Origin of the sequence: Exiguobacterium sp. UBA3968, from assembly GCF_002385115.1 — a bacterium.
Taxonomy (GTDB): Bacteria; Bacillota; Bacilli; order Exiguobacteriales; family Exiguobacteriaceae; genus Exiguobacterium_A.
Genome location: NZ_DGCW01000005.1, coordinates 1,610,135 through 1,627,193, shown reverse-complemented (window position 1 = coordinate 1,627,193; position 17,059 = coordinate 1,610,135). Strand labels below are relative to the sequence as shown.

At 46.6% G+C, this 17,059-nt stretch carries 18 protein-coding genes; 11 read left to right on the top strand and 7 right to left on the bottom strand.

Annotated features, from left to right (window positions below; translation table 11 throughout):
* Positions 1-49 precede the first annotated feature (49 nt).
* Together B3S86_RS10175 and B3S86_RS10170 are read left to right on the top strand one after the other, a co-directional pair.
* Positions 50-1,714, top strand: coding sequence for a putative polysaccharide biosynthesis protein (locus B3S86_RS10175; RefSeq protein ID WP_290752128.1), 1,665 nt, complete (start codon positions 50-52; stop codon positions 1,712-1,714).
* Positions 1,701-2,420 (top strand): pseudouridine synthase, encoded by a 720-nt coding sequence (locus tag B3S86_RS10170; protein WP_290752126.1) that lies wholly within the window; start codon positions 1,701-1,703, stop codon positions 2,418-2,420. The genes B3S86_RS10175 and B3S86_RS10170 overlap by 14 nt, the downstream gene beginning before the upstream one ends.
* A gap of 60 nt (positions 2,421-2,480) precedes the next feature.
* On the opposite strand, the gene B3S86_RS10165 is transcribed toward B3S86_RS10170, so the two are convergent.
* The gene (locus B3S86_RS10165) at positions 2,481-3,113 is read right to left on the bottom strand and encodes an SDR family oxidoreductase (protein ID WP_035406145.1); all 633 of its coding nucleotides are present in this window, start codon (positions 3,111-3,113) and stop codon (positions 2,481-2,483) included.
* A gap of 108 nt (positions 3,114-3,221) precedes the next feature.
* The gene (locus tag B3S86_RS10160; RefSeq protein ID WP_023469095.1) at positions 3,222-3,440 is read right to left on the bottom strand and encodes a DeoR family transcriptional regulator; all 219 of its coding nucleotides are present in this window, start codon (positions 3,438-3,440) and stop codon (positions 3,222-3,224) included.
* Positions 3,441-3,759: 319 nt separating this feature from the next.
* On the opposite strand from B3S86_RS10160, the gene pepV reads away from it, so the two are divergent.
* From pepV to B3S86_RS10130, 6 genes are all read left to right on the top strand, one after another.
* Positions 3,760-5,157, top strand: coding sequence for a dipeptidase PepV (pepV, locus tag B3S86_RS10155; RefSeq protein WP_290752122.1), 1,398 nt, complete (start codon positions 3,760-3,762; stop codon positions 5,155-5,157).
* 60 nt (positions 5,158-5,217) lie between these two features.
* Positions 5,218-6,366, top strand: a complete 1,149-nt coding sequence (locus B3S86_RS10150; RefSeq protein ID WP_290752119.1) for an MFS transporter — start codon at positions 5,218-5,220, stop codon at positions 6,364-6,366.
* Positions 6,367-6,373: 7 nt separating this feature from the next.
* Positions 6,374-6,892: an RNA 2',3'-cyclic phosphodiesterase gene (gene thpR, locus B3S86_RS10145; protein ID WP_290752116.1), complete on the top strand. Its 519-nt coding sequence runs from the start codon at positions 6,374-6,376 to the stop codon at positions 6,890-6,892.
* Position 6,893: 1 nt separating this feature from the next.
* The gene (locus B3S86_RS10140; protein ID WP_290752113.1) at positions 6,894-7,769 is read left to right on the top strand and encodes a hypothetical protein; all 876 of its coding nucleotides are present in this window, start codon (positions 6,894-6,896) and stop codon (positions 7,767-7,769) included.
* Positions 7,770-7,830: 61 nt separating this feature from the next.
* Positions 7,831-9,945, top strand: a complete 2,115-nt coding sequence (gene pulA, locus B3S86_RS10135; RefSeq protein ID WP_290752110.1) for a type I pullulanase — start codon at positions 7,831-7,833, stop codon at positions 9,943-9,945.
* 51 nt (positions 9,946-9,996) lie between these two features.
* Positions 9,997-10,797, top strand: coding sequence for a phosphotransferase family protein (locus tag B3S86_RS10130; protein ID WP_056062733.1), 801 nt, complete (start codon positions 9,997-9,999; stop codon positions 10,795-10,797).
* Positions 10,798-10,837: 40 nt separating this feature from the next.
* Here the strand turns inward: B3S86_RS10130 and budA are convergent, their stop codons facing one another.
* The 3 genes from budA to cydS form a co-directional block, all read right to left on the bottom strand.
* Entirely contained in the window at positions 10,838-11,551 is a 714-nt protein-coding gene (gene budA / locus B3S86_RS10125; RefSeq protein ID WP_214852765.1) for an acetolactate decarboxylase, read from the bottom strand.
* An 11-nt stretch (positions 11,552-11,562) separates the two neighbouring features.
* The gene (gene alsS, locus B3S86_RS10120; protein WP_056062730.1) at positions 11,563-13,254 is read right to left on the bottom strand and encodes an acetolactate synthase AlsS; all 1,692 of its coding nucleotides are present in this window, start codon (positions 13,252-13,254) and stop codon (positions 11,563-11,565) included.
* Positions 13,255-13,417: 163 nt separating this feature from the next.
* Positions 13,418-13,519, bottom strand: a complete 102-nt coding sequence (gene cydS / locus B3S86_RS15410; RefSeq protein ID WP_414651135.1) for a cytochrome bd oxidase small subunit CydS — start codon at positions 13,517-13,519, stop codon at positions 13,418-13,420.
* A 176-nt stretch (positions 13,520-13,695) separates the two neighbouring features.
* Between cydS and trmB the strand changes: the two genes are divergently transcribed.
* Positions 13,696-14,337, top strand: a complete 642-nt coding sequence (trmB, locus tag B3S86_RS10115; RefSeq protein WP_035406161.1) for a tRNA (guanosine(46)-N7)-methyltransferase TrmB — start codon at positions 13,696-13,698, stop codon at positions 14,335-14,337.
* A 116-nt stretch (positions 14,338-14,453) separates the two neighbouring features.
* Entirely contained in the window at positions 14,454-14,969 is a 516-nt protein-coding gene (locus B3S86_RS10110; protein ID WP_035406163.1) for a hypothetical protein, read from the top strand.
* Positions 14,970-15,008: 39 nt separating this feature from the next.
* On the opposite strand, the gene B3S86_RS10105 is transcribed toward B3S86_RS10110, so the two are convergent.
* Positions 15,009-15,365, bottom strand: a complete 357-nt coding sequence (locus B3S86_RS10105) for a DUF1304 domain-containing protein (RefSeq protein ID WP_035406166.1) — start codon at positions 15,363-15,365, stop codon at positions 15,009-15,011.
* Between the two features lie 69 nt (positions 15,366-15,434).
* Complete coding sequence (locus B3S86_RS10100) at positions 15,435-15,737, bottom strand: PepSY domain-containing protein (protein ID WP_012371126.1); 303 nt, start codon at positions 15,735-15,737, stop codon at positions 15,435-15,437.
* 119 nt (positions 15,738-15,856) lie between these two features.
* Here B3S86_RS10100 and B3S86_RS10095 point away from each other — a divergent pair, with 119 nt between their 5' ends.
* Positions 15,857-16,927 carry a M42 family metallopeptidase gene (locus B3S86_RS10095; protein ID WP_056062727.1) on the top strand — a complete coding sequence of 357 codons (1,071 nt, stop codon included), beginning with the start codon at positions 15,857-15,859 and terminating at the stop codon, positions 16,925-16,927.
* The last annotated feature ends 132 nt before the right edge of the window (positions 16,928-17,059 follow it).

The window sequence follows — 17,059 nt, the reverse complement described above, 5'->3', positions numbered from 1 at the left end:
CACGATTAGAGTGTCGATTTAAAAATTAGAAAGCGTGAGGGATGTTACCATGTCCACAGTCAGTAATAAGCAGTCTACTTCTTCCGGCAATGCAGGATTCGTTCGTGGAACGATGCTCCTGTCCGGTGCGTCACTGATTTCCCGCGCACTGGGTTTGATTTATCTCTTTCCGTTTCAGTTCATGGTCGGTGCGACAGGTATCATGTTCTATACCTATGCCTACAACTACTATGCGATCATGATTGGTCTTGCGACAGCGGGGATTCCTGTTGCCGTCTCGAAATTCGTCGCCAAATACAATGCGTTAGGAGAATATGATACGAGTGAACGTTTGTATCGGTCTGGTCTAAAAATCATGTCCTTGACCGGGGTTGTTTCTTTTCTTGCCTTATTCTTCCTTGCACCGTATTTAGCACACCGGGCGATTCCAGGCGGTGACGTCGATTCAGCCTCGTACGTCGATGCCGTCACGATGACGATTCGAGGGGTTAGTTTTGCGTTACTCTTGATTCCACCGATGAGTATGACGCGTGGATATTTCCAAGGGTATCAATCGATGGGACCGACTGCGATTTCGCAAATTCTAGAACAAATCGTCCGCATCATCTTCTTACTCGTAGGAGTCAGCATCGCCATCTATTTATTTGATTCAGGTGTAGCCTTTGCAGCGACGATTGCAACGTTCAGCGCATTCATTGGTGCAATCGGTAGTGTCGCGGTTCTCATCTATTACTTCCGCAAACGATCCAGTGGTTTACAAGAACTACGCGCTACACAAATCGTCCGTTCGCCGGATCGCCCGTTAACGGATTTGTATAAGGAATTATTGACGTACGCGATTCCAATCGTCATGGTCGGTCTTTCGACGCCGCTTTACCAAGTCATCGATCAGAACACGATGAATGCCGCGTTACAAAGTATTGGCTATACGCTCGAAGCTGCCGGAAATGCGACGGCCTATCTGATTGCGGATAGTCATAAGATCGTCTTGATTCCGGTCTCGGTCGCAACAGGCTTATCGTTGTCTGCGACGCCACTGTTGACAGCTTCCTTCACGCAAGGAGATATGCGAAAAGTACGGGCTCAAATTTCACAGATTTATCAACTCGTCTTCTTCGTGACGATTCCGGCAGTTGTTGGAATGATTCTCCTCAGTGAAGAAACGTTCCATGTGCTCTTTCCGAAAGATCAAGCAGCATGGGTCTATCTGTTGAGTTATGCACCAAGTGCCTTGTTCCTTGCCCTTTATTCAGTCACGGCAGCGGTCCTTCAAGGGATTAACCGTCAGTACTTTACGATCATCGCAACACTTGCTGGATTACTTGCGAAGTATCTCTTGAATGCACCGTTGATTCATTTGACGGGTGATGGAACAGGTGCTGGATATGCGACGATCATCGGCTATCTCGTTGCGACCGGTTTGATGTTCTTCCGGATCACACAAACGGTGAAGTTCCCATTCAGTACGGTCTTACGCCGGACGTCGTTGATCTTGATCATCAGTGCCTTGATGGGAGCGGGTGTCGCGCTCGTCAAGTGGGGAATGGTATCCATCTTGCCAGAGACGACATGGGCGTCTCTATTGATTCTGATCGTAGGTGCAGCAGTCGGAATCGTGATTTTTGCAGGACTCTCGATTTGGAGTGGCTTAGCAGAAGTCGTATTAGGGCGTAAAATTTCATTGAAACGAGGACGAGGTCATGCGTCTAGATAAATTGTTATCCAACATGGGAGCAGGCTCCCGAAAAGAAGTGAAGCTGCTGCTGAAGGCAGGGGCGATTCAAGTCGATGGAGAGATCGTGCGTGATCCGAAACAACATGTCGATGTCGAGACGCAACAGGTTCTGATGTATGGGGAACCGGTTACGTATCAAAAATACATCTACTTGATGATGAATAAACCACCGGGTGTCATTAGTGCAACAGAAGATAAACGAGATGAGACCGTTATTGATCTGTTGTTTGAAGACGTGACGTATTTCAAACCGTTCCCGGTCGGACGACTCGATAAAGATACAGAGGGTCTATTGCTGTTGACGAATGATGGGTCGTTTAATCACGCTTTAATGTCTCCAAAGAAACACGTCGAAAAAACGTATTACGCAGAAGTGACAGGAGTGTTGACGCAAGAAGACATCGAAGCGGTTGCGGCAGGCGTCACGTTAGAAGATGGCTACCGAGCAAAGCCGGGAAAACTTGTCATCTTATCGACGACAGAAACAGATTCAACGCTTGAATTGACGATCACGGAAGGGAAGTTCCATCAAGTCAAACGGATGATGCTTGCGCTCGGGAAAGAGGTCACGTTCTTGAAACGGCGCTCGATTGGCCGCTTGGAACTCGATCCGGCACTTGCGCTCGGAGATTATCGTGAACTGACGCCAGCGGAACTGTTTTTGTTTGAGTGGCAACCTGAATAAGCAAAACGAAAAGGCGGTGGAATGAGCGTACATTCCATCGCCTTTTGTTATGGGTTTCGATTATTGATTACGCAATGCTTCTGCGATTGGATAAGGACCACTGAGTACTTCGAATACACGAGATTGTGTCGGATGATCGATCAAGTGAACGAATAATGCTGCGATATCATCACGCGACACCTTACGATCTTCGTATGAATCGAAATGCTCTTTCGTTTCGACAGTGCCTGCCGGGTCGTCGTAGCTGAGTGGACCAGGACGTACGATCGTATAATTGAGTCCGCTTTCCTGGAGGTGTGCGTCTGCTGTTGCTTTAGATTCGAGATATACTTTCAATTCACCTTTTGGTTCTTCGGTACCTACTGAACTGAGCATCAGGAAACGATCGATACCGTTGGCTTTTGCTGCATCGATGACTTTAATTGCGCCTTCTTGATCGACGGCGCGCGTCAATTCGTCTGATGCGCCACCAGCACCCGCTGCAAAGATGACGACGTCCGCATTACTGATGACACCACTGACATCCTTCGTCAAATCCCCAAGTCTGACTTCAGATGCACCGAGTGCAATCAAATCGTTGATTTGATTTTCTTCTCGTACGACCGCGATTGCTTGATGATCACCTTGTTTAGCGATCAATTCGACCATCTTGCGTCCGGTCGTTCCGTTTGCTCCAATGATTAAAATATTCATTCTGCTCAACTCCTTCTCCCAATAGCTATACCCCACGTTTTAAAAAAGATAACAAAAAAAGACGCGAAGAATCGCGTCATCGAAAGATATACATAGTGAAACAGTGGATCAACCCGCTTGCTTTTGTTTCTTGCTCGACGTCCATGTACCGCGTCGAGGGCTCACAATGAGATTGTTGTATTCGAGCACGTTCAAATCCCGCTGAACGGTCCTTGAAGTGATGCCAAACTCTTCAACCAACTCTGCTGTCGTAGTAGCTCCGTTCTCTTGGATGTAGAGATAAATCGATTTAATCCGGGTCAACATACGGTCTGTAGAATCTTTCATTGGTATAACCACTCCCCCAATGGATAGAATAGTGTTCTAAAGCTTCGGGTGACAAAAGACAATGCAATATCCAGTTGTTTCGCCTTTAGTATAACGTTTTGATGTTAAATTGCAAGTGATTTAACCGAACGTTTGCATAAAAAACATATTCAAACAGATTGTAAAGTCGATAATTGGAGTTTTAATATCGTTTAATGTTCGTTATTTAAACAAATAAAAAAGAAAACAGAATTTGGATGTTCGTATCTGAACGAATATTCGCTATACTAGAAAGGTGTATAGGAAACGAATTCAACCTAGAATGAAGGAGCGAAATCAGATGGTGAATTGGAAAGAAGAAGTACTCGCGCGTCGCGAGGACTTATTAGAGGATTTAAAAGAACTACTGCGGATTCCGAGTATACTTGATGAATCAACAATCGAAGAAGGTGCACCGTTTGGTCAAGAAGTCAAACGAGCCCTTGATTGGATGCTCGCGACAGGGGAACGAGACGGATTCAAGACAAAAAATGTTGATGGATACGCCGGACATTTGGAATATGGTCAAGGGGAAGAGTTACTCGGTATTCTTTGTCACTTAGACGTCGTACCAGCTGGTGGCGATCACTGGACATACGGTCCATTTAACCCAACGCTTGTCGATGGGAAACTGTATGCGCGCGGTGCAATCGATGATAAAGGACCGACGATGGCAGCTTATTATGCCTTGAAGATCGTCAAAGAACTCGGATTACCGCTCTCAAAACGTATTCGTTTGATTGCTGGAGGAGATGAAGAGAGTGAATGGCGTTGTGTGAATCATTACTTCAAACATGAAGAGATGCCGACTCTCGGCTTTGCACCAGATGCCGACTTCCCGATCATCAATGCGGAAAAAGGACTGTATGATGGGTTATTGATTCAAGGGAAACCAGCGCAAGCATCTGATACAGGCTACCATCTCGTTCGTTTTGAAGGCGGCGAACGTCCGAACATGGTTCCGGGTCATGCCCAAGCACTTCTTCGTGTCGTCGAATTGGGGACGCTTGAAACGGATTTCCATACGTATCTTGAAGAACAAGGCTTGTCTGGGACGGTCAAGCAAGAAACGGAAGGTCTTGTTCTTGATGTGAACGGTGTCGCAGCCCATGCGATGGAGCCGGATAACGGTAAAAATGCTGCCTTACATTTAGCACGTTTCCTCAATACGCTTCACTTGGATTATAACGGTCGTCGTTATATTCAGCTTGTCACGCACATGTTCCGTGATTCTCGCGGTGTAGCGATTGGTGTCGCTGCTTCAGACGAGACAGGTGACTTAACGATCAACGGTGGTGTATTCCGGTATGCAGAAGAGCAAGGAACAGCGTCGATCAACATCCGTTATCCTTATTCAGCAGACTTCACGGAACGCTTGCAAATCATCAAGGAAGCGGCAGCGGGATATGGCTTCGAGTTACAGACTCGAACACATATGACACCACACCATGTCGATCCGGATCATGAATTGATTCAGACACTGAGTGCCGTGTATGAACGTCATACGAACCAACCAGCTGATCTGATTGCTATCGGTGGTGGTACATATGCACGTTCGTTGACGGCAGGGGTTGCATTTGGACCAGTCTTCCCAGGTGGTCCTGAAGTTGCCCACCAAGTCGATGAATATGTTGATTTTGAAGAACTCTTGCTTGCTGTCGCGATTTATGCAGAAGCAATTTATGAACTCGCAAAATAATGACTGATGATCCCCCGCATCGTGAAGATGGGGGGATTGCTTCTTGAAAGGAAGTTCCGTGTGAAAAATCGTCAAACTTATCATTTCCAAGCGTTATATTTCTTTATTTTCTTTGGACAAGGTGCACTCATTCCGTATCTTGCGCTTTATTTCTCAAGCGATGCGTTCGGTCTGTCCGCTTCAGAGATTGGTACAATCGTTGCGATCGGACCGATTCTCTCTATTTTCTTACAGCCCGTTTGGGGCATCGCGGCAGATCGACTCGGAAAGCCGAAACGTCTCTTACTCGTTGCCATGCTCGCCGCTGGAGTATTTACATTAAGTTACTTACTGACGTCCGCTTATCTACTTTTACTGTTGATTTCATGTGTCTGGGCATTATTCCAGTGTGCGCATATTCCACTCGTTGATACATTAGCGATCGAATATACACGAAAACGTAAGGTAGATTATGGCGCCTTGCGTCTTTTTGGATCAGCTGGTTTTGCTTTAGCCGTCTTCATCCTTGGACAAATCACTGAAGAGGGCGGACTTGGTCTGATTTTTTATGCGACCGGTGCAGCTTGGGTTCTTGGTTTTCTTGTGTTGATCGGTATTGAAGAAACGGGGAACGTACACATTTCACATCAACAACAGGTACCGTTGAAACAACTCTTTTCGAATCGACGCTTCTTGTTATTCTTAGCGGGAGGGAGTTTGATCTTCGGACCGATCTTCGCCAATAACTATTACTTTGGCAGCTACGTCACGATTCGTGGAGAGACAACCGCGCTCGTCGGGACCTTGTTCTTCGTCGCCGTTCTGTGCGAAATCCCGTTCATGCGCATCGCTTCGCGTCTATTGTTACGATTCGGAGCGATTCCAGTTCTTGTCTTCATTTCCTTGCTGTCAGCTGCTCGTACGGCGATGATCGCATTAGAGCTTCCGATCGTCATGCTTTGGGTATTGTCTGCGATGCAAGGAATGATCGTCGGATTGTTGATCCCTGTTGCATTAGACTATGTTCGGTCACTCGTTCCAGAGACGATGGTCGCAACAGCTGTCAGTACATATATGGCAACGACGACAGGGCTAGCGACAGCGCTGTTTAACTTGATGAGTGGGTTTGTGCTAGACCAAAGTACAATCTATACCGTCTTTTGGGTATATACAATTAGCAGTATTCTTGGTGCCGTCCTGTACAGTGTCAGTGGTCGAATGAAGGAGTGAAGATACGATGAGACAGGAACGACACTTTTTCGTTGCCTTACCGATTCCTTCTGAAGATTTAGCAAATATCGCTAATCGTTTATCTCTATCTGATTACTTTCGAAATGTCTATACGTTAGAAGAGTACCATTTGACGCTTCGTTTTTTTGGCCCGCTGGAGGAAGAAGAACAACGATCGTGGAAACAGCAACTGCAGGAGATTGCGCGCACGATCGAACCTTTCGTACTTCGATTAGATCGTCTAATTACCTTTGGACAAAGCGAGCGACCACGTGTCGTCGGATTCGGAACAGAAGCAGAGGAATTGTTTCGATTAGTGCGTCTGATTGATCCAAGTGCGACTAAACCATTCGTTCCGCATGTCACGATCGCGAAGAAGTGGCGCACGGAGGCGGAAGAATGGACGACGAATCCGATACAACCGGTGGAATGGACTGTTCGTGAACTTATTCTGTTTGAAGTACGACCAGGCGTTTCGCCGCGATATGAACCGGTTTACCGGATTCATCTAGGTAAAGAGGAATGAGGTGATCCCCATCGCAATCTTGATGAAACTATATGACTTAGATAGTCGATTTGAAAAAAATCCGCTTGAGATGACAAAACGGTTCGGTGAACATCAGGCGCTTGATTACGCTCATGTCTATCGTAGATGGGAGGCTGGAGAATTATTTCCCGGGGAAACGCTCATCCGTCCGAAGAAGTGGTGGCAAGTGATGAAAAAAAGCGAAGTCATTCAACTTCCGGGTAAACAATTATCTCGAAGAGCGTTTGATAAATGGTACAAAAAACGTCTCGAGTTACAAAAATTATTAAACGTCACTGGTGGAGCGGGCGAAGAGGACATTTGGCGGATTCCGTTAAAACGTCATTTAGACTTTTATCAGATGTTACACCTCTTGAATGAACAGTATGCAATGTTTTATCGCGCCGTCATTCAATATCAAGTCGGGGAAGTCGAATTGAGTCCGTTTGTCGTCGGTCCATCCGCGATTTATATCATGGAATGGCTTGACGGTGACGAAAGTATCTATCATATCCGGCGAGATAAGTTGTGGCGGGAACAACCGTTCAAGGCATCCACAAAACAAATTTTGAATCCGAACATCGGTTTAAAGCGGACGGAAGATATTCTACGCGTCGTACTTGGGCGAGATTATGTCTTGCCGATCGAACGAGTCATTTTAGCACCTTCAGGTTATTTTGATCAGATTCCAAAAGAGACGACGACGACTTACGTCAATAAAGTCGAGTTTCCAAACTGGCTGCAACGAATGAATGCAAGTGCGCCTCATACAAAAGCGTTTCAGATGCGGGTGTGTGAAAAAATCCTAAAAGAGACCGTATCGATCCCGTTTCAAATGGCAATTCTAAGTGAAGGGCAGTCACGAATTCAAGAGTAGGGGAGGAAGCGACGGCATTGTCGTTGCGAAAGACATGACGAACCAAGAGGTGGTAATACCGGTGATCCGGGCAGAGTTCTCATCGTTTCGAAGCATCCGAGTCGAGGTCGAAGGCAATCCGTCAATCCACTGGTCGCTTGAATGTGATGGGAAACCGCTTGAAATTCAACAGACCGAAACGCATCGAGAGGAACAGTTCGTGATTTATGAGTTAACGGTTCTTAAACCAGTCGAGTTAGAATGCCGCTATGAGGTGTTCGGAGCAGGCAGGTCAATCCGTGTCGTTCCTGATCGATTAGTTCGGACGGAAGCGTTCGAGCGAAAGTACCGTTATGAAGAGAAGCTCGGTGTCTGGGAAGAAGACGATACGTATCATTTTGCTGTCTGGTCGCCTGTCGCAGAGCAAATCGTGTGTATCGTATACGATCAAGATGAACAGGTACTCGGAAGACACAAGATGGAGCGACAAGAGCAAGGTACCTATCACCTTCGACTTGGGCAAGAGTCAGCAGAACGATGGTACCGCTATGAAGTGACGACGTACGTTGGCACACATGAAGTCGTCGATCCATACGCTCATGCGATATCGGAGAACGGTCGTTACGGTGTCATCGCCGACGTTGAACAGACGATTTCCGAGTGGTTTCCAAAGCGAGTCGCGCGTCCTCTGTTCGTCAAACCGTCGGACGCTGTCATCTATGAAGCAAATATTCGCGATTTTACGATTGATCGTTCCGCTGGTTCAAGTCATCCGGGACAATATGCAGGGGTGGCGGAACGTGGAACAGTTTCTTCTCGTGGACATGCGACAGGTCTTGATTATCTTCTTGATCTCGGGATTACGCATCTGCAGCTGTTGCCGGTCCACTTCTTCGAAACGACCGATGAACGAACAAGGTCGCCATATAACTGGGGATACGATCCGATGCTTTGGTTCGGATTAGCTGGGAGCTACGCGAGTTCGGTCGCACCGCTCGTTCGCGTCCGAGAATACGCGGATATGGTGGAGCGACTCCATGAAGCAGGGATTCGTGTTACGTTCGATGTCGTCATGAACCACGTTTTTGTTCGGGAGCGTTCCTCTCTTGAACAGCTCGTTCCGGGTTATTATTTCCGTTACGAAGTAGACGGCACGCTCTCAAACGGAACGGGTGTTGGAAACGATACCGCATCCGAGCGATTCATGATGCGTCGACTCATCGTTGATTGCTTGACATACTTTGCTCGTGTCTACCGCATTGATGCGTTTCGATTTGATTTAATGGGCATTCATGACATTGAGACGATGAATGAAGTACGTGCAGCACTCGATGCGATTGATCCTACGATTCTTGTGTATGGAGAGGGCTGGGATCTTGCGACGGCATTGCCGGAACGATTCAAAGCGATGAGCGCCTCGGCTGCGCAAATGCCGCGAATCGCTCATTTTAATGACGTGTTCCGTGATGCCTTGAAAGGATCGACGTTCAGTGCATACGATCGAGGATTCGTTGCCGGAGACGGATGGAAAGAAGGAGAGGTCCGAAACGGGATTGCGGGTAGTGTTCATATCGATAACCAAACGTATGGACGTTTTCCGGAACCGACGTATTCGATCAACTATGTCGAGGCGCACGATAACCATACGCTGTACGACAAATTGAAGATCTCCTGTCCGGAAGCGGACGAACTTCAGTTATTACGGATGAGTCGATTAGCTCAAACGATCGCTTTGCTTGCGCAAGGCATTCCGTTTCTGCATGCGGGTCAAGAGTTCTTGCGTACGAAACAAGGTGTCGAAAACAGTTATAATGCATCGGACGAAATCAACCGAATGGACTGGGAACGCCGGGATGATCATCTCTCACTCGTTACGTATATCAAGACGATTTTACAAATTCGCAGAATGCATGGCGGATTCCGTCTACACCGGGCGAATCAGGTTCGAGAACTGCTTCGTTTCATCAACTTACGTCCGGGTGTCATCGCCTACGAAGTCGAAGCGATCCATTCGTACGATGCGTGGCAACGCACGCTCGTTGTCTACAATACGACGCACGAAATCGTGGAAGTCTCACTCGATCACTCGCGCTGGAATGTACATGTCCAAGGGGATGATGCCTCGGTCGACCCGCTTCTGAAAGGTGTCGATAGGATTCAAGTCCTTCCGTTGTCAACGACGATTGCGACGTGTTAAGATAAGCATTGTGCCTTAGGCAAATCTACTAAAAAAGTTGAGCGGATTATAATGGAAATAGATATTTTAGATGCGCTTGGCGAAGGCTGGACCCTTACGCCAGCAGGTGGAATCACAGGAGAAGCGTACATCGCTTCAACCGGACAATCAAAATTGTTCTTAAAACGAAATTCATCGCCGTTCTTGGCGATTTTATCCGCGGACGGAATCGTCCCGAAATTATTATGGACGAAACGAATCTATAGCGGGGATGTCATCAGTGCGCAACAATTCATTGAAGGCGACGAGTTGGAGCCGGAAATGATGGAACGTCCGGAAGTGGCGCGTTTGCTTGGGAAAATCCATGATTCGAAGGAATTGCTGTTCATGCTACAACAGCTTGACCAACGTCCGATCGAGCCTGATGAGTTATTGCGCCAATGTCACTTATATTTTCAACCAGAAGACTTAGAGAATCCAGAACTGGTAGAACTTGCGATGGATTATCTCGAACGAAATCTGGAGCAAGTAAGAACGGATGAACAAGTCGTCTGTCATTCAGATCTAAATCATAATAATTGGTTGACGGGAGCGGACGGTCAACTCTACCTGAACGACTGGGATGATGCGATCATTGCCGACCGTGCGTATGACCTCGGGATGATGTTATACAGTTATGTCGATGAAGCGGCTTGGCCCGAATGGTTTGAGCATTATGGTCATCCGTTGACGAATGATCTGAAACAACGAATGCATTGGTATGTCGTAGCGCAAGCTGTATTATCCTTGTATTGGTATGAAGATATGCGTCATCCGGATGTCGAGGACAGCTATCATTTTCTAGAACAGTTACTTGAATACTCGAACGACTAAAAAGCGTGTCATTCCGAAAAGGAACGACACGCTTTTTTGATTAACCTTCTGCGATTTTAATCTCTTTTTCAATATCATGACTTTCAAGATCCGCCGACCGATACGCTTCAGTCGTTGGTAAACGTAAATCAAGCTGCGGTTTTTCTTCGAATGTGACGGTGACGTTCTTGACCGTGTAGTCAAAGACATGGCCTCCGCCCGCGCGTTCAGCATCGATGAAATGAAGATGATATCCAGCGACGGCGATGCCGTGACCGAACCGTGGTGTGTAGTAACCGGCGAGTGTTCCTTCCGTTTGTTCGAAAGTACGCGCGCTTTGAGAGGCGACAGCTTCCGTGATTGGAACGAACGGTTTCTCTTGACGTGCGACGGTACGTGTCTGCACCTCTGTGAACGTTCCATCAATTCGAACGGCATAAAAACTATTGATCGTCGGTAGTTGTTCATTCAACCAGTGTTCGAATTCCGATTTTGACATCTCTTCTGTCACGGAGAGCGTTTGCTCTGGCACGAAACGGGTCAAAGTCGCAAACGGCGTTGTCGTCTCAGGCTGAAGTGGTCGAGCGCTACCGTCTGAACGGAGCTGGTAGAACTGACCATCAAAACCAATCATCTCACCATCCAAGTGGTCGAACGTTCCGATACCAAAATTTCGTTGATCAATAACGGACGCGTATGTGACTTCACTCTCGAATACTCCGTCGAGTAGTGCCATCATCGTTGAAATCTGGACGAGTGTTTTATCGTGTGTCATGTGAATCCTCCTCAGTTCAATTGATCGAGATGAACTTGTTCTCCGAGCGCGATGTTGTCGCGATAATCAATCGGAACATCGACGATGACTGGTCCTTCTGTCGCGAGTGCTTCATCCATGATTGCGGCTAGTTCAGATGGATGATTGACGCGTAATCCTTTTGCTCCGAAACTCTCAGCATATTTGACGAGATCGACGTCACCAAATGACGTACCGGATTTCCGTTTGTATTTCATCTCTTGTTGGAACGCGACCATGTCGAATCCGCTATCACGCCATACGAAGTGGACGAGTGGTGAGTTCAAACGAACAGCTGTCTCAAGTTCCATTGCCGAGAAGAGGAATCCACCATCACCTGAAATCGAGACGGCCTTCTTACCAGGACGTACGAGTGTTGCTGCGATTGCCCAAGGAAGCGCGACACCAAGCGTTTGCATCCCATTACTAAAGAGAAGGTGACGTGGTTCGTACGAACGGAAATGACGTGCCATCCAAATATAGTGAGAACCAACGTCGACTGTTACCGTGACATCATCCGCAATTTTTTCACGTAACGTCTTCATGAAATAGAGTGGGTGCGTCAACGGAGAATCCGCGACAGGAGGAACATCGCGATCGACAAGACGTTGATGTAATCCTTCAAGGAATTGAGCTGAACTTTCAGGTAATGTGAGTGGTTGCAGGCGCTCGGCGATTGCATCGACCGTTTTCGCCATATCACCGACAAGCTCGCGGTCTGGGCGATAGAAGTGGTCAATTTCAGCACGCATTTGATCAATATGGACAAGCGTCCGGTCGTGCGTCGGTTGGTTCCAGAATTTCGGATCATAGCCAATTGGGTCATAGCCGATCGAGAGGACGAGATCCGCTTCTGCGAGCAGTGCATCTCCCGGTTGGTTACGGAATAGTCCGACGCGTCCATAGAAATTCGATTCAAGCTCACGTGATAATGTGCCGGCCGCTTGGAACGTCTGGACGACAGGAATCGAGACGTGTTTGAGCAGGGAACGAATCGCATGTACGACGTCCGGCTGACTCGCACGCATACCGAGCAACAAGACAGGTAGCTTCGCATCTTGGATCAAACGAGCTGTTTCTTCAACCCAAGCTTCTGGTGCAACACCGAGCTTCGGTGCTTCAACCGCACGGAATGCCGTGACGTTCGCTTCGCTCAATCCGACGTCTTGTGGGATACTAACGAAAGCAGCCCCAGATGTTGTTTCCGCTGTTCGGAAAGCATTGGACAGTACTTCTGGAATATTATCGGCATCTTGCACTTCTGCACTGAAGTTCGTAATCGGTGTAAAGAGTGCCTGATTGTCCATGGACTGATGTGTTCGTTTTAAGCGGTCTGCTCGTGTAACGGCTCCGGCGATTGCGACAACTGGGTCACCTTCAGAGTTTGCTGTCACAAGACCTGTCGCTAAGTTTGATGCGCCTGGGCCAGATGTTACAAGTACAACGCCTGGTTTGTCTGTCAAGCGACCAATGGCTTGAGCCATGAATGCAGCATTTTGTTCGTGACGTGCAACGATGAGTTCAGGTCCCCGATCCTGTAACACATTGAAGACGGAATCAATTTTGGCGCCAGGAATACCAAAAATGTAATCTACACCCTGTTCGATGAGTGAATCGACGACTAAGTCTGCACCTGTTTTCTTCTGTACTAGTTCTTTTGAATCACTGTTTTTATTTTCGTTCATTACAATTCTCCTTTTTACCAACGTTTTTTGGTGTTCGATAGCTGTAATAAATAATCTGTTTCGAAAAAAGTATACATCTGTTTCATGGTAAATCCAACCTAAATTCGTTTAGAGAATAAAAAAAGTACCTTGTGTACGATTACACAAGGTACAGAGATTGCGCTTATTCAACGTCGACTTTTCCGAAAGTCGCCCAGACGAATAAGGCACAGATGCCCATGACGAGAACGATGGGGGAGCCCCAAGCAATCAAGAAGTCTTCCATGGTATAGCCCTCCTTTTTAGTTCTTACGTACCTTTAGTGTAGTAGATTGCTCACTGTTTCTCAAGTGACGAACTGCTGAACATTCTTCAATCGGGATTGAAGAAGTTCTTATATAATTACCCGAATCATGATAAACTTATCTGCGGATAATTTAAGTTTGGAAAGGATGAACGATAGTGCGTTTACGACATAAACCATGGGCACAGGATTATATGAAGGAACAATCCTCGATCTATATAGCAGAACCAGCATCCCTGAAAGGAAACTGGGCGACAGAGTTTAAAAATGATAATCCGATCTACATCGAAGTGGGGTCAGGAAAAGGAGCCTTCATTACAGGGATGGCAAACCAACATCCGGAGATCAACTTCATCGCGATTGAACTTTTTGAGAGCGTAGCAGTGACGATCGTTCAAAAATTAGTAGAGGCTCCACAAGCAAATGTTCGCGTCTTGACGGTCGATGCGAAAGATTTACGTGATTACTTCGAAAAAGGTGAAGTAGCGCGCGTTTATTTGAACTTCTCGGATCCTTGGCCGAAGACACGCCATGCGAAACGTCGTTTGACGTATAAAACGTTCCTCTCAACGTATGAAGACATCTTACCTGCGAAAGGACAAATCCATTTCAAGACTGACAATCGAAAGTTGTTTGAATCGAGTCTGATGACGATGTCGGCATACGGTATGCGTTTTGACTGGATGTCGCTTGATCTACATGCGAATGAACCGGAGGATAACGTCCGGACAGAGTATGAAGAGCGCTTTTCTTCAATGGGTCAACCAATTTATCGGATGGAAGCAACATACCAAAATTAATTTAGACAAAAAGTTTTCTTATTTTCCTGGTATTTCTTTCACACTTTTTTCTTATTAATTGGTACAATGTTGTTGACTGAAGAACTTGTACTTATAGGTAAAGGGGGAATTTGGGGATGTGGCAGAAAAGCTTAGCCTTCGTAACGGCGCTCTTTCTCGCGTTAAGTATCGGTCAATCGGTACTTGCTGCGGTTGATACCTCAGAAATGACAAAAGCATTAAATGAGGAATTACCAACGACGCATTACGATTATAAAAAAGGTTCGGTCAAAATCGAGGATCCGAAGACGTTCACGAACGGAAAAGGAGAAGAAGTCATTGGCGGAATCGCTGTCATCAAGACAGTTCGTGACGGCATCTTCATCACAATCAAACGTGAAATTCACTTCTTCAATGCCGATAGCGGTAAATTGTTGACGAATGCCGACGCTGCAAAAGTTGATGGCGTAAAAGAATACATCGACAGCAACTCGGATAATCTTCATCAAAAAGTCGTTTACTGGTTACCGGTACTCTTGATGTTGTTGATCATCGCTGTACCAGCGATCGTCTTATACATCGTCGTACCACGTTTGTACTCTACTTCGGAATACATGAATCCGATTTATGAGCGCAACGATAACCCGCGCTAATCAAAAAAACCTCTACCCGTTTGGGTAGAGGCTTTTTTTTTATGCTAACAACACAAAGATGAAAGCGAGTATGGCGGGTAATCCTTGTTTAAGTAAAATGGAACGATTAGCCGTCAAGGCGCCATAGAGTGCGGCGATGATCACACAAGCTAAAAAGAACAGTTGGACAGCAATATCTTCACGGATCAGACCAAACAGAAGACCAGCAGCTAAAAATCCATTGTAGAGACCTTGATTGGCAAAAAGCGTCTGGATTTGCTTAGATGCGACCGCTTCATCCGTCAGTCCGAATGTACGTCGTGCCGCCTTAGAGGATAAAAAGAACATTTCAAGAGCCATGATATAAAAGTGCTCTAAGGAAACAAGTAAAACGAAGATAGTAGCAAGAATGGACATGAATCATACCTCCTTTATAGGAACGTGAAAAAAAGACCGTACTTCATCGATTGAAGCACGGTCTTCTGATTAAGCGTATTCGAGTAATGCGCCAGTTTCGGCATCGACTGTGAATTGATACGTTTTTTCGTCATCACCTTCAAGGACCGAGATGCCACCTTTATAGCTTTGGTAGTCACGTGACTCATATGCGTAAGCCTCCGGTGTTGCAGAGATCCATGCACCTTGGACACGTCCTTTTGCTGAAAATGTGCGTTTCGTGATTTCGAGCGCTTCTTCGGCAGAAAGTTGTTTATTGTCAACGGCCTTCTTCACTGCGAAAGCGGCGACGACAGCTGCTGCCAATCCGATAATCCAATAGCGTTTTTTCATTAAAATTCCCCTCCTTACAGGTTCTATTCCTACTGTACCAAATAATTCGTTCAGAGAGAAACAAAAGGTTAAGTGATTGAAGCAATTTTTTGTATAATGGGTAACAGGAGGCGATACATATGAATGAAAAAACGAGAGAGTTATTTCGAACACTGACGGAATTAAATGGGGCACCAGGGTTTGAACACGATGTTCGTCAGTTCGTTCGCGAACGCATTACACCTGTCACGGATGAGATCGTTACAGATGGACTGGGTTCGATTTTCGGGAAGCGAACAGGGGATGCGACAGGACCGAAAGTCATGGTTGCCGGACACATGGACGAAGTGGCATTCATGGTGACGCAAATCACGAAGAATGGGATGTTACGGATCCAACCGCTCGGTGGTTGGTGGAGTCAAGTATTGCTTGCCCAACGATTCTCGATCTGTACAGACAACGGTATCATCCCTGGTGTCATCGCGTCGATTCCACCACACTTATTAACAGAAGAAGTACGCAATAAGCCAATGGCAATCAAAGACATGTTCATCGATATCGGTGCGGATTCAAAAGAAGAAGCGGAATCGTTTGGTGTACGTCCGGGTATTCCGGCAGTACCATTTTTCCCGTTCACACCGATGGCGAATCCGAAGAAAATCATGGCGAAAGCATGGGATAACCGCTATGGTGTCGGAATGGCAATCGAATTGTTGGAGGAGACGACAGCAGCGGATCATCCGAACATTTTGTTCTCTGGTGCAACGGTTCAAGAAGAAGTCGGATTGCGCGGTGCCCAAACAGCGACGACGCTTATCGATCCTGATGTGGCGTTCGTCGTCGATGCGTCTCCTGCCAATGATGCGTCAGGAGACAAAACGGAATTTGGTCAACTCGGACAAGGACCATTACTCCGTATTAAAGACAGCGTCATGATTCTTTCGAAAGAGATGACGGATTATGTCCTTGATACGGCAGAATCGAACAAGATTCCGTATCAATACTACGTCGGTGCAGGTGGAACGGACGGCGGTGTCATCCATCGCTCGAACAATGGTATTCCAACAACAGTCGTTGGTTTACCGGCACGTTATATCCATACGCACGCATCGATCATGCATACAGATGATTATGATGCGGCGAAGGAATTGCTACGAAAACTCGTCACGAATCTTGATACGACGACGCTTGCAACATTGCAAGTCAAGTAAATAACGAACGGGGAGGACCATCCTCATGAAATAGACGGCGGACTTATAATCCGTCGTCTATTTTATTGTAGTGAGAACATAATGATGTTGATTGTCTTGTCAGTTGGAAAAACAGCCTAGTCGAATCGAAAG

What these genes read in the sequence shown, in the direction of transcription:
- pepV (WP_290752122.1), top strand. Translation starts at nt 3,760, where the DNA reads ATGGTGAATTGGAAAGAAGAAGTACTCGCGCGTCGCGAGGACTTATTA.
- B3S86_RS10110 (WP_035406163.1), top strand. Translation starts at nt 14,454, where the DNA reads ATGTGGCAGAAAAGCTTAGCCTTCGTAACGGCGCTCTTTCTCGCGTTA.
- B3S86_RS10160 (WP_023469095.1), bottom strand. Translation starts at nt 3,440, where the DNA reads ATGAAAGATTCTACAGACCGTATGTTGACCCGGATTAAATCGATTTAT.
- thpR (WP_290752116.1), top strand. Translation starts at nt 6,374, where the DNA reads ATGAGACAGGAACGACACTTTTTCGTTGCCTTACCGATTCCTTCTGAA.
- B3S86_RS10095 (WP_056062727.1), top strand. Translation starts at nt 15,857, where the DNA reads ATGAATGAAAAAACGAGAGAGTTATTTCGAACACTGACGGAATTAAAT.
- B3S86_RS10105 (WP_035406166.1), bottom strand. Translation starts at nt 15,365, where the DNA reads ATGTCCATTCTTGCTACTATCTTCGTTTTACTTGTTTCCTTAGAGCAC.
- B3S86_RS10130 (WP_056062733.1), top strand. Translation starts at nt 9,997, where the DNA reads ATGGAAATAGATATTTTAGATGCGCTTGGCGAAGGCTGGACCCTTACG.
- B3S86_RS10100 (WP_012371126.1), bottom strand. Translation starts at nt 15,737, where the DNA reads ATGAAAAAACGCTATTGGATTATCGGATTGGCAGCAGCTGTCGTCGCC.
- budA (WP_214852765.1), bottom strand. Translation starts at nt 11,551, where the DNA reads ATGACACACGATAAAACACTCGTCCAGATTTCAACGATGATGGCACTA.
- B3S86_RS10170 (WP_290752126.1), top strand. Translation starts at nt 1,701, where the DNA reads ATGCGTCTAGATAAATTGTTATCCAACATGGGAGCAGGCTCCCGAAAA.
- B3S86_RS10175 (WP_290752128.1), top strand. Translation starts at nt 50, where the DNA reads ATGTCCACAGTCAGTAATAAGCAGTCTACTTCTTCCGGCAATGCAGGA.
- alsS (WP_056062730.1), bottom strand. Translation starts at nt 13,254, where the DNA reads ATGAACGAAAATAAAAACAGTGATTCAAAAGAACTAGTACAGAAGAAA.
- cydS (WP_414651135.1), bottom strand. Translation starts at nt 13,519, where the DNA reads ATGGAAGACTTCTTGATTGCTTGGGGCTCCCCCATCGTTCTCGTCATG.
- B3S86_RS10165 (WP_035406145.1), bottom strand. Translation starts at nt 3,113, where the DNA reads ATGAATATTTTAATCATTGGAGCAAACGGAACGACCGGACGCAAGATG.